Genomic DNA, 13,024 nt, shown 5'->3' on the forward strand with positions numbered 1-13,024 from the left:
GCGGGTCTCGAAGGACCCGGTGACCTGCTGGTTCGCCCGGACCGACCTGGAGACCGAGGTCGACACGCGGCTGTGGTGCGGCCCGGTCCAGGTGCCCGGCACGGCGATCGAGACGGACTGGATCCCGGTGCCGCTCAAGGAGGTCGAGAAGTCCGAGTCCGGGCTGCGACTGGAGCCGCAGGCACCCCAGGTACCGCAGGAGCGCAGCGTCCCGGTGGGCAGGCTCGTGCGCGCCGACGGCGCGGAGTCCGACGCGAACCGGCCCGTCGACGCGGCCGGCGCCGACTTCGTGGCCGTGCTGCCCGACGACGGGCAGGTGCTGGACGCGGCGGCCGGCCGGATCCGGGACGACCAGCTCGACGTGCGGGTCACCGGGTACGGCAGCCCGTCGTCCTGGCGGGTGGGCGACGTGGACGTGCGACCCGAGCGGAACGTGGTGCTGCGGGTGCTGCGGCTGTCCGTGGAACGGCTCGCCAAAACCGACCCGGCGTTCGGCCAGACGCCGTGGCGCGGCTGGTTGCCGCAGACGCCCGAGCTGGCGCTGGAGGTGCCGGGACGGCTGCGCCCGCTGAAGGTGGACCGGTTGCCCGAGAAGGGTTCCGTGCTCGTCGTCTACACGGTGCGGGCGGCGGCGGGACCCGAGGCGCTGGTGCTGGACACGGTCGGCGCGCGGTCGCTGCGGCAGCGGATCCAGGTGCCGTCGGGCGACGCGGTCGGCGACGCGGTGGCCGCGTTGCGGCGCGGTCCCGGTGGTGACGCGGGCGTCCGCGTGCCGGTGAAGGTCGGCGACCGGTCCGGGACGCTGGAGGTGGCGAAGGTCCGGCTGGGCAGGCAGCGGCCGATCGCCTCGGACGGGCAGTACGAGCTGGTCACCGCCGCGCCGGACAAGGCGCTGCTGGAGGTGGTGCTGGAGGGTCGCGACCTGCCGTCGGTGGCGGGCGCCGTGTTCACCACCGGGTTGCTGGCCGTGACGCTGCCGGACGGGTCGACGGCCAAGGTCGCGGGCGTGCGCTACGGCGGCGACACCTTCCCGACCGCGCTGGTGGTCGAGGTGCCGCCGGACGTGCGCTCGGTGACGTTCGTGGTGCGGTCGGGCTCGGTGCGGCTGCCGATCCAGGGCTCGGTGACGATCGCGGGCGGCTCGGCCGCGGTGCCGCTGGACTTCTGAGCCACCAGCACGGCGGCCACCGCGAGCGCCAGCCAGCCCAGCACGACGGCGATCAGCCCGGGCCAGCCCCAGTGGCCGTAGGCGGTGCTGCCGGCCGTGCCGCCGGCGCTGCTGCCGACGTAGAAGGCGAACAGGTAGACCCCGGCGGCCTGACCGCGGGCGCGCCGGGGCGCCCGGACGCCGACCCAACCGCTCGCGACCGCGTGCGCGGCGAAGAAGCCGCCGGTGAACAGGGCCAGCCCGACCGCGATGGCCACCACGTCCGTCACCAGCGTGGTGGCCGCGCCGGCCGCCGTGACCGCCAGGGCGGCGATCGCGACCGGTGCCCGGCCGTGCCGGTCGGCCAGCCGGCCCGCGACCGCCGAGCACACCCCGCCCACCGCGTAGGCCAGGAACACCAGGGACGCCACACCCGCGGGCAGGTCGAGCGGCGGACCGGTGAGCCGGAACGCGATCACGTTGAACAGCGAGATGAACGCGGCCACCGCGAGCACCGCGACCGCGTACTGGCACAGCAGCACCCGGTCGGTGAGCGCGGCCCGCAACCCGCCGCCGGTCGCGCCCGGCCTGGTGGTCTCGGCCGGTAGCAGGAACGCCGCGAGCACCGCGCAGACCAGGCTGAACCCGGCGGTGAGGGCGAGCGCGCCGCGCCAGTCGAGCCAGTCCGCGCCGACGCCGCTGAGCAGTCGGCCGACCATGCCGCCCGCGGTGTTGCCCGCGATCAGCGCGCCGACCGCGGCACCGACCGCCGCGCCGCCCAGCTGGTCGACCAGGAACGCCATCGCGACCGCCGGCACGCCCGCCGTGGCCAGGCCCTGGAACACCCGGCCGACGAGCAGCACCTCGAACGTCGGCGCGAGCGGCAGCAGCAGGCCGAGCACCGAGGCGGCCAGCACCGAGCAGACGATCACGTTCCGCCGGCCGACCCGGTTGGCCAGGCTCGCGACCGGGACGATCGCGAGCGCCAGCGCGCCCGTCGCGGCGCTCACCGCCAGTGACGCCTGGCCCGGGGTCCGGCCGAACTCGGCGGCCAGCTGCGGCAGCACCGGCTGGGGCGCGTACAGCAGCGCGAACGCGGACAGACCGGTCGCGGCGGTGGCGGTGGTCAGGCGGCTGGGCATGGTTCCGACGCTAATCCATGCGTCCAATACGCTTCTGAGCCAGAATTGATCCATGGATGAATTGGCTCCCCGGGTGGCGGTGCTCCGCGCGCTGGGCGCGTCCGCGCACGTGACCCAGGCCGCGGCGGCGGTGGGCGTGCCGCAGCCGACCGTGTCGCGGTGGTTGGCGGCGCTGGGCGACTCGCTGGGTTCGCCGGTCGTGGTGCCCGCCGGGCGTGGCGTGCGGCTGACCAGGGCGGGTCGGATCCTGGCGGACGCGGCCGACCGGTCGATGGCGGTGCTGGAGGCCGGGTGGCGCGCCGCGCAGGAGGAGGTCGACCCGTCGCGCGGCACGGTGGCGCTGGGATTCCTGCACCTGCTGGGGCGCACGCTCGTGCCGACGCTGGTGCGCGGGTTCCGGGACACCCACCCGCACGTGCGGTTCCGACTGGTGCAGGGTTCGCGCGGCGCCCTGCTGGACCAGCTGGCCACCGGCGAGGTCGACCTGGCCCTGGTGTCGCCCGCGCCGACCGCGTTCCCGTCGAGGGTGGTGCTGGAGCAGGAGTTGGTGGTCGTGCTGCCGCCGGGTCACCACCTCGCGCACCGGGCGTCGGTGCGGATGGCGGAGCTGGCGGCCGAGGAGTTCGTGATCATGGAACGCGGCCACGGCCTGCGCCAGATCACCGACGCGCTGTGCGCCGAGGCGGGCTTCACGCCGCGGGTGACGTTCGAGGGCCAGGAGTCGGAAACCCTGCGCGGTCTGGTCGCCGCGGGCCTGGGCATCACGATCCTGCCGACCTCGGACTACCCGGACCTGCCCGGCGTGCCGCTGTCACCGGGCGCGACCCGCACCATCGCCCTGGCCTGGCCCGACCACCCGCTCCCCCCGGCCGTGGCCGCGTTCCGCGCGCACGCCGCGCCTTGAGCGGGACCGGGAGCGGTGATCACGCCCGCCGAACGCCGCGGGTCCGGCGAGGCGGGTGGACGCCCGGCCGGGGACAGGCCGGGTCGGAAAGCCGAGCGGGTCGCCCGGGTCCGGCCGGGTCCGGCCGGGTCCGGTGGGCTGGGGCGACCCGGCGGTCGGACGCCCGCCGGCACGTCCGCGCCGGGCCGGTGCGGGTGGGGCGCGGTCACCGGACGGTTGCCGTCCCGCGCCGGCGCGCCGGGCCTGCGCGCGCTCGCCGGCCGTGCGTCGGTCGCGGGCCGGTCACGTCGGGCCGGCACCGCGCGGTCAGGAGTCGGCCAGGGCGATCAGGGTTCGGGTGGCGTAGCCGGTGGCTCCCGGGGTGACCTCGTCGTAGTGCTTCTCGGCGCGGGCCGGGCCCGCCACGTCCAGGTGGGCCCACGGGAGGTCGGCGGTGAAGTGGCGGAGGAACAGCGCGGCGGTGATGCCGCCGGGGCCCGGTGGGCACTGGCGCAGGTCCGCCTTGTCGCTCACCACGTCGTCGGCCAGGTCCGCGAGCAGCGGCATCCGCCACCACGTCTCGCCGACGCCCGCGCCCGCCTCGGTCACCCGCGCGGCCAGGTCGTCGGTGCTCGCGAACAGGCCTCCGGTGCGCAGGCCCAGGCTCACCTTCATCGCGCCGGTCAGCGTCGCCACGTCCACCAGCACGTCCGGCGCCAGGTTCGCGACCGCGTAGGCCAGCGCGTCGGCCAGCACGAGCCTGCCCTCGGCGTCGGTGTTGGTGACCTCGGTGGTGCGGCCGCCGTAGTGCCGGACCACGTCGCCCGGCCGGTACGCCGAGCCCGACACGTGGTTCTCCGCGCACGGCACCAGGGCCGTCACCCGCACGGGCAGGCTGAGCCGGGCGATGGCGATCACCGCCGCCGCGACCGCCGCGCCGCCCGCCATGTCGGTGCGCATCAGGTGCATGCCGTCGGCGGGCTTGATCGAGATGCCGCCGGTGTCGAACGTGATCCCCTTGCCCACGAACACCAGGTGGGGGCCGTCCTGCGCGCCGTTCCAGGTCAGGTGGATCAACCGGGGCGGTCGGACCGAACCGCCGCCGACGGCCAGCACGCCGCCGAAGCCCTCCGCCGCCAACCACTTCTCGTCCCGCGCCACGGCGTCCAGGCCGGGCACCGCGCGGGCCGCCTTCAGCACCGCCGCCGCGAGCCACGCCGGGTCCTTCACGTTGGACGGCGCGTTGGCCAGGTCGCGCGCGAACGCCGTCGCGCCCGCCTCCACGACGGCCCGCCGCACCTGCTCGTCGGCCACCGCGCCGACCAGCCGCACCGACTTCACCCGCTTGGCGGGCTCGGCGCCGGTGACCTTGAACCGGTAGCCGCCCAGCGCCAGTCCGAGGGTGAACGAGTACGCGTCCGCGTCCACCGGCACGTCCACGTCGAACGTGGTGTCGCCGCCGGCCGCGGCCGCCTCGTCCAGCGCCCTCACCAGCGCCGCGCCCACCCGCCGCCACTCGGCGGCCGACGTGCCGACGCCGTAGACCCAGCCGTCGGCCCGCCGCTCGGCCACCCCGGTGTCCTCGACCGGGGTGACCCGGGTCACCCCGCGACGGGGTGCGGCCGCGGCCTCGACGGCCACGAGGGGAGTGGGGAACGGCTGGCGCACGGGGGTTCTCCTGTCGATCCGGTCACACTCTTCGATCCGGTCACGCCGGCTGGTGCACGACACAGCGATGCCCCGGTTTCCACAGTGGAGGGGAAACCGGGGCGCCGACGTTTCTCGCTCCGGCTGGTCAGCCCGCGGCTGCCTTGAGGGCGTCGCCCAGGGCGTTGGCCTCGTCCGCCGACATTTCCACGACGAGACGCCCACCACCCTCGAGCGGAACGCGCATCACGATGCCACGCCCCTCCTTGGTGACCTCAAGGGGACCGTCGCCGGTCCGGGGCTTCATGGCCGCCATCGCGTGCTCCCTCCGTCAACATCTTCCCCGTCCGACCAGGGCCGGATACCGACCCATTCTCCCCTATGCGGACTCGACGGCGAAACCGAACCGATCTTTCCGACCCGGCGTCGAGTCCGCGACGATCTTCACCAACCCGCAGTTCAGGGCCAGGATCACGGCGCCACAACGCTTTTCGGTTCCCGAACGCACCGTCACCCGGCCGTGACCATTTTCGGTCGTTGTGGCGTGTCGCGGGGTCGCCCTGACAAACTCGCATCTCGTGCGAGCCCGTTCCGCGCTCTTCGACGTCTACGGCGGCCACCTGCGCGAGCGGGGAGGCGCCGCGACCATCGCCGCCCTCGTCCGGTTGCTCGAGCCGCTGGACTTCGCCGCGCCCGCCGTCCGCACCGCCGTGTCGCGCACGGTCCGCCAGGGTTGGCTGGAGCCGGTGCGGCTGGCCGACGGCCCCGGCTACGCGATGACACCCCGGGCGGAGCGCCGGCTGGACGAGGCGGCCGCGCGCATCTACCGGACCAGGCCGTCCACCTGGGACGGTCGCTGGCACGTCGTGGTGCTGGAGGAGCTGCCCGCGCGGGAGGCCCGCGACCGGTTGGCCGGGTCGTTGCAACTGCTGGGCTACGGCGCGCTGGGCCCCGTGACGTGGATCGCACCGCGGCCGTCGCCGGAGCTCGCCGACGTGCTGGCGGCGGAAGAGGTGCGGGCGAGCACGTTCCACGGCGCGCACGACGGCGCCGACACGCTGCTCGCGACCAGGGCCTGGGACCTCGACACCCTCGGCCGGGACTACGCCGCGTTCGTCGCGGAGTGGGAGCCGGTGGTGTCCGGTGTGGACGGCTCGTCGCCGGCGACGGCGTTCGCCGCGTCCCAGCGATTCCTGCACGCGTGGCGCAAGTTCCTGTTCCGCGACCCCGGCCTGCCCCGCGAGCTGCTGCCCGCGTCGTGGCCGGGCGCCGCCGCCGCCGAGTTCTTCGACCGGCACACCGCGCGCCTGGCGCCCGCGGTGCGCGCGTTCGTGGACGACAGCCTCGGCTCCACCTAACCCCCGGAGGTCACACCCGTGTCCGAACTCCTCATCGAAGACGCTGACGGTGTTCGCACCCTCACCCTCAACCGGCCGGAGTCGTTCAACGCGCTCACCACGTCGCTGAAGGAGCTGCTCCTCGCGGCGGTGGAGGACACCGCGAAGGACACCTCGGTGCGCGCGGTGGTGCTGACGGGCGCGGGTCGGGCGTTCTGCGCGGGCCAGGACCTCAAGGAGCACATCGGGTTGCTGGAGGCGGGCGACCCGGCGCCGCTGTCGACCGTGGTCGAGCACTACAACCCGCTGGTCAAGGCGATCATCGCGCTGCCCAAGCCGGTGATCGCGGCGGTCAACGGCACGGCGGCGGGCGCGGGCGCGTCGCTGGCCTACGCGAGCGACCTGCGGATCGCGGCGGCGGGCGCGAGGTTCCTCATGGCGTTCGCGAACGTGGGCCTGACGGCGGACACCGGCGCGTCCTGGACCCTGCCGCGGCTGATCGGGCACGGGCGGGCGATGGAGATGATGCTGCTGGCCCAGCCGGTGGACGCGGCGGAGGCGCTGCGGATCGGCATGGTGGGCCAGGTCGTGCCCGACGGCGAGGCGCTGAGCACGGCGCAGGCGTTGGCGCGCAAGCTCGCGTCGGGTCCGACGGTGGCGTTCGCCAAGATCAAGGAGGCGCTGGCGTTCTCCGGCGCGCTGGACGCGGCGTTGGAGGTCGAGGCGCGGACGCAGGCGGAGGCGGGTGCGACCGAGGACCACCGGGCCGCCGTGGCCGCGTTCGTGGCGAAGGAGAAGCCGGTGTTCACCGGTCGCTGAGCCGGGGCGCGCCCGGCGGGTCGACCCGCCGGGCGTGGTCAGCCGGCGCGGAAGCAGGTCGCGATGTGGTCGTCGACCATGCCGGTGGCCTGCATCAGCGCGTAGCAGGTGGTGGGGCCGAGGAAGACGAAGCCGCGGCGCTTGAGCTCCTTGGCCATCGCCTGGGACTCGGGTGTGACGGCCGGCACGTCGGCACTGGTCGCGGGACGCACGTGCGTCTCCGGCGCGAACGACCACAGGATCTCGTCCAGCGGCTTCTCGAGCTCCAGCACCACCCGGGCGTTGCCGATCGTCGCGTTGATCTTGGCCCGGTTGCGCACGATCGACGCGTCGGCCATCAGGCGCTCGAAGTCGGCGTCGTCGTACTCGGCGACCTTCGCGGGCTCGAAGGAGTCGAACGCGGTCCGGAAGCCCTCCCGCTTGCGCAGGATGGTGATCCAGGACAGGCCGGACTGGAACGACTCCAGGCACATCCGCTCGAACAGGGCGGTGTCGCCGTGCAGCTCCACGCCCCACTCGGTGTCGTGGTAGTCGACGTAGTCCGGCGTGCTGTCGCCCCACGGGCAACGGGTGATCAACGGTACTCCTCGGCGAATCTCGCGAACCTGCGCAACGACCACTTCACGCCGGGCGCGAACCCGACGGCGAGCGGCAGCGGCACGTCCTCCCGCCACACGAACTCCGACGTCGGGCCGTGCGGCACCACCCGGAACTCGGCCGTGCCGCGCACCACGAACCCGGTGTGCGTCACGGCGCACCGGGTCGGCGGCTCCCACGCGGTGACCCGCATGGTGTCGGTGAACCCGACCGGGCCGACGCCGGTGAACGCGGACAGCTCGGCGCCCTCGCCGGAGCCGCGGAGCAGCCGGACCCGGGTGAACGGGATCCACTCGCCCTGGCGCTCCCAGTCGGTGGCCGCCGCCCAGGTGCGCTCGGCGGGCGCGTCGACGTGGACCCGCAGCTCAAGCCGGGTCACGTGCCGACTCCAGGTCGGCGACGCGCTCCCGCAGCTGCTCCACCTCGGCGGCGAGCCGGTCGAGCACCCAGTCGACCTCGGACATCTTGTAGCCGCGCAGCACCTGCTGGAACCGCAGGTCGCGCACGTCGTCCGGGGTGATGTCCTCGGACGGCAGCCGGGTCGGCGAGGCGCCGGGCGGCAGCGGTTCCATCTCCTCGCCCCGCCCGAACAGCAGCGAGGCCAGCAGGAACACCACGGCCGCCACGAGGACCATGACGACGAGGTAGACAAGCGCGGTGGTCACGACACGATCGTGACACATCACCCCGCGTCACACCGAGGCGAACACCACACACCTCCGGGCGAGTACCAGCAATCTCGCCAGGATCACCATCGACGCGACCGTCGCGCCGGTCACCATGGGTGACAGGACCAGGTTGCCGGGTTTCACGTGCAGGGTGGCGACGACGATCGACAGGTTGGCGAACACGACCGTGCCGACCATGCCGACGGCGACCGAGCCCGCGAGCCGGGCCAGCGTGTCGGTGCGCGCGCCGCGGCGGGCGAGCAGCCGGCCGCCGAACAGCGCGACCAGGGCGACGGCGGCGACGATCCAGCCGGTCCAGTCGTTGGCGCGGGCGATCGCGAGGTACCAGACGGGCGGCGTGCCGGTGGGTCCGAACGCGGGCCACCCGCCGATCCAGATCAGCCGGCTGGTTTCCCACATCGCGTGCGTGAACGGGACGACCAGCAGCAGCGCGCGCAACGTCCGGACGCCTTGGGCGAGCGCCAGTACGCCCTGGTAGTCGCGGGCGATCCGGCCGACCGGCCCGAAGTCGGCGACCGCGCGGCGCTGGGCCTGCTCCTCGGTCAGCCCGGCGTCGCGGTAGACCTCGGTCGCGTCGTCGAGGCTGTCGCGCGCCTCGGCGAGCAGGTCGTCCTTGACCGCGTCGGGGCCCTGGAGCCTGCGGTCGAGCGCCGTCACGTACGCGTCGATCACGCCTGCGCCGGCCACGGGCCACCTCCCAGCACACCGTCGATCACGGTGGTGAACTCGCGCCAGGCGGTGCGCTCGGCGACCAGCGACCGCTGACCCGCCTTGGTGAGCCGGTAGGTGCGGCGCTGCCGGCCGCCGACCGTGCTCCACTCGCTGACCACCAGGCCGGCCGTCTCCAGCCGGCGCAGCGCCGGGTAGACGGTGCCGGTCGGCAGGTCGAGCACGCCGCCGCTGCGCAGCTGCAACGCCTCGATGATGGCGTAGCCGTGCAGTTGCCCGCCGTCGAGCACGGCGAGCAGCAGCGCGTCGAGGTGACCTCGCAACGCGTCCGACTTCATGGGTAGCGAGTCTACGGGTGGGAGATCCGGGGCACATCGGGGTCATCCCGGATCCACATGTCGGCTGCCTACATATAACGTGCCTACGCATGGACGCACTCGGACTCGCCCGGCTCCAGTTCGCGCTCACCACCTCGTTCCACTTCCTGTTCGTGCTGTTGACGATCGGGCTCGTGACGGTGGTCGCGGTCATGCAGACCAGGGCGACGCTGACCGGCGGCGCCGTGCACCTGCGGATGACGCGGTTCTGGGGCCGGCTGTACGTGGTCAACTACGCGATGGGCATCGCGACCGGCATCGTGATGGAGTTCCAGTTCGGGCTGAACTGGTCGGGGCTCTCGGAGTTCGCCGGCGACGTGTTCGGCGCGCCGCTCGCGGTCGAGACGCTGGTCGCCTTCTTCCTGGAGTCCACGTTCCTGGGGTTGTGGATCTTCGGCTGGGACCGGCTGAACCGCTGGGCGCACCTGGCGCTGATCTGGCTGGTCGCGCTGACCGCGTACGCCTCGGCGGTGTGGATCATGGTGGCCAACGGCTTCCTCCAGCACCCCGTCGGCTACGAGGTGCACGACGGGGTGCTGCGGCTGGTCGACCTCGGCGCGCTGCTGACCAACCCGACGTTCACCGTCGCGGTGGCGCACCTGGTGTTCGGCGCGCTCACCGTGGCGGGCGTGTTCGTCACGGGCGTGTCGGCGTGGCACTTCCTGCGGCGCACCGCGGAGGTCGACTTCTTCCGGCGGTCGCTGCGCACCGGCGTGTGGACGACGGCGCTCGCCACGCCGTTCCTGATCGGCGCCGGGTTCGGCCAGTTCCCGGTGATCGCGCAGTTCCAGCCGGGCAAGACCGAGGCCGCGGGTCCGGTCGGCGGCGCGGGCCTGGGTGTGATGATCCAGATCGGGTTCACGCTGTTCCTGGTCAGCTGGCTGACGCTGCCGCTGCTGTGGCGCGACCGGGTGACCCGGTGGCGACCGGTGCTGTGGCTGATGGTGATCGGCGTGCCGCTGCCGTTCGCGGCGGCGATCCTCGGGTGGTTGCTGCGCGAACTCGGCCGGCAGCCGTGGCTGGTCTACGGCCTGCTGCGCACCGAGGACGCCCTGTCGCCGGTCGACGCCGGCGGGATGCTCACCTCGCTGATCGCGTTCGCCGGCGTGTTCCTGGTCCTCGCGGTCGCCGACTGGGTGGTGATCGCGCGGCTCGCGGCGCGCGGTCCGGACCCGGAGTCCGCGCCCGCGCCCGTCTCGCCGCTCGTGCCGGCGCTGTAGGAGGTTCGTGGTGGAAGCGTTCTGGGTCGCCCTGCTGGGGTTGCTGGTCGCGGGGTACTTCGCGCTCGCCGGGTTCGACTACGGCGTGGCGCTGGTGGTCCGGTTCACCGGTCGCGACGAGCCCGCGCGCCGTCGGGTGTTGCGCGCGATGACGCCGTACTTCCTGGGCAACGAGGTGTGGTTGGTGGCGGCGGTCGGCGTGCTGTTCGGCGCCTTCCCGCGGTTGGAGGGCGAACTGCTGTCCGGGCACCACGGCGCGGTGGTCGTGCTGCTGGTGGGCCTGGTGCTGTTCACCGTGGCGGTGCAGCTGCGCGACGGCGGGTGGTGGGACGTGCCGCTGATCGGCGGCGCGCTGCTGGTCTCGGTGTCGTGGGGACTGCTGCTCGCGGACGTGCTCGGCGGGCCGGGGTGGCTGTGGGCGGTCGGGGTGACGGCGCTGTTCTCCTTGCACGGCGCGGTGTTCCTGGTGTGGCGGCTGTCCGGTCCGCTGCGGGCGCGGGCGCTGCGGTGCGCCCGGTGGCTGCTCGCGCCGGTGGCGGTGTTCGCCGCGCTGACCGTGCCGACGACGGGTCCGGTGCCGGTGCCCGCGTTCGGCTGGGCGGCGGTGCTCGCGGTGCTGCTGCTGGGCGCGGCGTGGGTCGCGCTGCGCGGGGAGGCGTTCGGCTGGGCGTTCGTCGCGACGGCGGCGGTGTGCGCGCTGCCCGTCCTCGCCGTGTTCGGCGCGCGGGACGTGGTCGGGTCGGAGGTGATGGCGCACGCGGGCACGCTGGCGCCGCTGGCGTGGATCGCGCTCGGCGTGGCACCACTGGTGCTGGTGTTCCAGTGGGCGACGTGGCGGATGTCCCGTGCGGCACGTTGAGCGGCGGTACGTCGTCCTGCTGGTGGCACTGGGCCTGCTGACCGCGGGCGTCGTGCTGGCGCAGGCCGAACTGCTGGCCCGGGTGTTCTCCGGCGGCGACGGCGTCGGGCCGCTGGTCGGCGTGGTCGGGCTGCGGTGCGCGCTGGTGCTCGCCGGTCGGGTGGTGACCGCCCGGGAGGCGGCGGCGGTCAAGGCCTCGTTGCGGCGCAAGGTGGTGCGGGACGCGGTGGGCACTCGGGGCCGACCGGGCGAGGTGGCGACGCTGGTGGTGAAGGGGCTCGACGCGATCGAGCCCTACCTCGCCGGGTACCTGCCGCAGCTGGTGGTGTCGGTGACCGTGCCGGTGGCCGTGCTGATCCGGCTGTCGTTCGCGGACCCGGGCGCGGCGCTGACCATCCTCGCCACGCTGCCGCTGGTGCCGGTGTTCGCGGCGCTGGTCGGCGCGCACACCCGGGACCGGACGCGGCGGCAGTGGGACGCGCTGGTCGCGCTGGGCGGGCACTTCCTGGACGTGGTGCGCGGGTCGGGCACGCTGCGGATGTTCGGCCGGGCGCGGGCCCAGGCGCGGACGGTGCGGGCGATGGCGTCCGCGCACGCGACCGAAACCCTGCGCACGCTGCGCGTCGCGTTCCTGTCCGCACTGGTGCTGGAGCTGGTGGCGACGCTGTCCGTGGCGCTGGTCGCGGTCCCGGTGGGTCTCCGGCTGCTGCACGGCGGGGTGACGTTGCAGGTGGCGTTGCTGGTGCTGCTGCTCGCGCCGGAGGCCTACCTGCCGCTGCGCGCCGCCGGTGCCCAGTTCCACGCGTCGGCGGAGGGCGTGGCGGTGCTCGAGCAAGCGTTTGCGCCCGTGCGGCCGCCGGCCCGGGCCACCGCGCGGGTGCCGGACCTGCGGACGGCGTCGATCGAGTTCGAGGGCGTCTCGGTGCGCTACCCGACCCGGGACGTCGACGCGCTGACGTCGTTCGACCTGACCGTGGCGCCGGGCGAGCGGCTCGCGCTGGTGGGACCGTCGGGCGCGGGCAAGAGCACCGTGCTCGGCGTGCTGCTGGGCGAGGTCGAGCCCCGGGCGGGCCGGGTCCTGGTGGGCGGCGTCGACCTGCGCGCCCTGGACCGCGCGGAGTGGCTGGCCCGCCTGGCGTGGGTCCCGCAGCGCCCGACCCTGTTCCCGGGGACGGTCGCGGACAACATCGCGCTGGGCGCGCCGGGCGCGGACGTCCGCCCGGTGGCCCGCTCACTGGACCTGGCCCACCTGGTCGACGCCCGCCACCCGCTCTCGTCGGGCGAGCGCCAACGCGTGGCGGTGGCCCGCGCCCTGGTGCGCCCCGACGCGCGGGTGCTGCTGATGGACGAGCCGACGTCCCGCCTGGACACCGGCACCGAAGAGGTCGTGCTGCGCGCCACCCGGAAACTCGCACCCGACCACACCGCCCTCGTGGTCGCCCACCGCACCGCCCTGCTGACCACCGTGGACCGGGTGGTGGAACTCCGATGACCACCACCCCGCACCCGACACCACCGGTTCCGCCCACGACACCCCGGAGAACCATGCCCGACCCGCCGCCGACCGACCCGGAGCCACCCGCCGCCCCGCCGCTCCCGGCCGCCCCGCCGGCACCGGCCTCACCCGACCCGCTCGGC

General features: G+C 74.4%; 14 protein-coding genes. 6 read left to right on the forward strand and 8 right to left on the reverse strand.

Annotation, left to right across the window (positions count from 1 at the left end):
- Nucleotides 1-1,011 precede the first annotated feature (1,011 nt).
- Complete coding sequence (locus tag AB0G50_RS06940; RefSeq protein WP_360103146.1) at nt 1,012-2,289, reverse strand: MFS transporter; 1,278 nt, start codon at nt 2,287-2,289, stop codon at nt 1,012-1,014.
- Between the two features lie 52 nt (nt 2,290-2,341).
- On the opposite strand from AB0G50_RS06940, the gene AB0G50_RS06945 reads away from it, so the two are divergent.
- Nucleotides 2,342-3,193, forward strand: a complete 852-nt coding sequence (locus AB0G50_RS06945; protein WP_360103148.1) for a LysR substrate-binding domain-containing protein — start codon at nt 2,342-2,344, stop codon at nt 3,191-3,193.
- A gap of 306 nt (nt 3,194-3,499) precedes the next feature.
- Here the strand turns inward: AB0G50_RS06945 and AB0G50_RS06950 are convergent, their stop codons facing one another.
- Together AB0G50_RS06950 and AB0G50_RS06955 are read right to left on the reverse strand one after the other, a co-directional pair.
- Nucleotides 3,500-4,840: a peptidase M17 gene (locus AB0G50_RS06950; protein WP_360103149.1), complete on the reverse strand. Its 1,341-nt coding sequence runs from the start codon at nt 4,838-4,840 to the stop codon at nt 3,500-3,502.
- A gap of 127 nt (nt 4,841-4,967) precedes the next feature.
- Complete coding sequence (locus AB0G50_RS06955) at nt 4,968-5,135, reverse strand: DUF3117 domain-containing protein (RefSeq protein ID WP_012783412.1); 168 nt, start codon at nt 5,133-5,135, stop codon at nt 4,968-4,970.
- A 262-nt stretch (nt 5,136-5,397) separates the two neighbouring features.
- Between AB0G50_RS06955 and AB0G50_RS06960 the strand changes: the two genes are divergently transcribed.
- Together AB0G50_RS06960 and AB0G50_RS06965 are read left to right on the forward strand one after the other, a co-directional pair.
- On the forward strand, nt 5,398-6,177 hold the full coding sequence (locus AB0G50_RS06960) for a PaaX family transcriptional regulator C-terminal domain-containing protein (RefSeq protein WP_360103152.1): 780 nt from the start codon (nt 5,398-5,400) through the stop codon (nt 6,175-6,177).
- An 18-nt stretch (nt 6,178-6,195) separates the two neighbouring features.
- Nucleotides 6,196-6,975, forward strand: coding sequence for an enoyl-CoA hydratase-related protein (locus tag AB0G50_RS06965; RefSeq protein ID WP_360103154.1), 780 nt, complete (start codon nt 6,196-6,198; stop codon nt 6,973-6,975).
- Between the two features lie 38 nt (nt 6,976-7,013).
- Here the strand turns inward: AB0G50_RS06965 and AB0G50_RS06970 are convergent, their stop codons facing one another.
- Genes AB0G50_RS06970 through AB0G50_RS06990 form a run of 5 tightly spaced genes read right to left on the reverse strand, consistent with a single transcriptional unit; the run spans nt 7,014 to nt 9,268 of the window.
- Nucleotides 7,014-7,550, reverse strand: coding sequence for a DNA-3-methyladenine glycosylase I (locus AB0G50_RS06970; RefSeq protein WP_360103492.1), 537 nt, complete (start codon nt 7,548-7,550; stop codon nt 7,014-7,016).
- The gene (locus AB0G50_RS06975; protein ID WP_360103156.1) at nt 7,550-7,951 is read right to left on the reverse strand and encodes an SRPBCC family protein; all 402 of its coding nucleotides are present in this window, start codon (nt 7,949-7,951) and stop codon (nt 7,550-7,552) included. Before AB0G50_RS06975 ends, AB0G50_RS06970 begins: the two co-directional genes overlap by 1 nt.
- Nucleotides 7,938-8,237: a DivIVA domain-containing protein gene (locus AB0G50_RS06980; protein WP_360103158.1), complete on the reverse strand. Its 300-nt coding sequence runs from the start codon at nt 8,235-8,237 to the stop codon at nt 7,938-7,940. Before AB0G50_RS06980 ends, AB0G50_RS06975 begins: the two co-directional genes overlap by 14 nt.
- A gap of 27 nt (nt 8,238-8,264) precedes the next feature.
- The gene (locus AB0G50_RS06985; RefSeq protein ID WP_360103160.1) at nt 8,265-8,948 is read right to left on the reverse strand and encodes a permease prefix domain 1-containing protein; all 684 of its coding nucleotides are present in this window, start codon (nt 8,946-8,948) and stop codon (nt 8,265-8,267) included.
- Nucleotides 8,930-9,268: a helix-turn-helix transcriptional regulator gene (locus tag AB0G50_RS06990; RefSeq protein WP_360103162.1), complete on the reverse strand. Its 339-nt coding sequence runs from the start codon at nt 9,266-9,268 to the stop codon at nt 8,930-8,932. Before AB0G50_RS06990 ends, AB0G50_RS06985 begins: the two co-directional genes overlap by 19 nt.
- Before the next feature lie 89 nt (nt 9,269-9,357).
- Between AB0G50_RS06990 and AB0G50_RS06995 the strand changes: the two genes are divergently transcribed.
- Genes AB0G50_RS06995 through cydD form a run of 3 tightly spaced genes read left to right on the forward strand, consistent with a single transcriptional unit; the run spans nt 9,358 to nt 12,878 of the window.
- Complete coding sequence (locus tag AB0G50_RS06995) at nt 9,358-10,527, forward strand: cytochrome ubiquinol oxidase subunit I (RefSeq protein WP_360103163.1); 1,170 nt, start codon at nt 9,358-9,360, stop codon at nt 10,525-10,527.
- Nucleotides 10,528-10,537: 10 nt separating this feature from the next.
- Nucleotides 10,538-11,386, forward strand: coding sequence for a cytochrome d ubiquinol oxidase subunit II (locus AB0G50_RS07000; protein ID WP_360103165.1), 849 nt, complete (start codon nt 10,538-10,540; stop codon nt 11,384-11,386).
- Nucleotides 11,373-12,878, forward strand: coding sequence for a thiol reductant ABC exporter subunit CydD (gene cydD / locus AB0G50_RS07005; protein ID WP_360103167.1), 1,506 nt, complete (start codon nt 11,373-11,375; stop codon nt 12,876-12,878). Before AB0G50_RS07000 ends, cydD begins: the two co-directional genes overlap by 14 nt.
- The last annotated feature ends 146 nt before the right edge of the window (nt 12,879-13,024 follow it).

The organism is Actinosynnema sp. NPDC020468, from assembly GCF_040642015.1.
GTDB lineage: Bacteria > Actinomycetota > Actinomycetes > Mycobacteriales > Pseudonocardiaceae > Actinosynnema.

Excerpts from the sequence above, each read along its gene's own strand:
- AB0G50_RS06940 (WP_360103146.1), bottom strand. The coding sequence starts at position 2,289 with ATGCCCAGCCGCCTGACCACCGCCACCGCCGCGACCGGTCTGTCCGCG.
- AB0G50_RS06945 (WP_360103148.1), top strand. The coding sequence starts at position 2,342 with ATGGATGAATTGGCTCCCCGGGTGGCGGTGCTCCGCGCGCTGGGCGCG.
- AB0G50_RS06955 (WP_012783412.1), bottom strand. The coding sequence starts at position 5,135 with ATGGCGGCCATGAAGCCCCGGACCGGCGACGGTCCCCTTGAGGTCACC.
- AB0G50_RS06990 (WP_360103162.1), bottom strand. The coding sequence starts at position 9,268 with ATGAAGTCGGACGCGTTGCGAGGTCACCTCGACGCGCTGCTGCTCGCC.
- AB0G50_RS06995 (WP_360103163.1), top strand. The coding sequence starts at position 9,358 with ATGGACGCACTCGGACTCGCCCGGCTCCAGTTCGCGCTCACCACCTCG.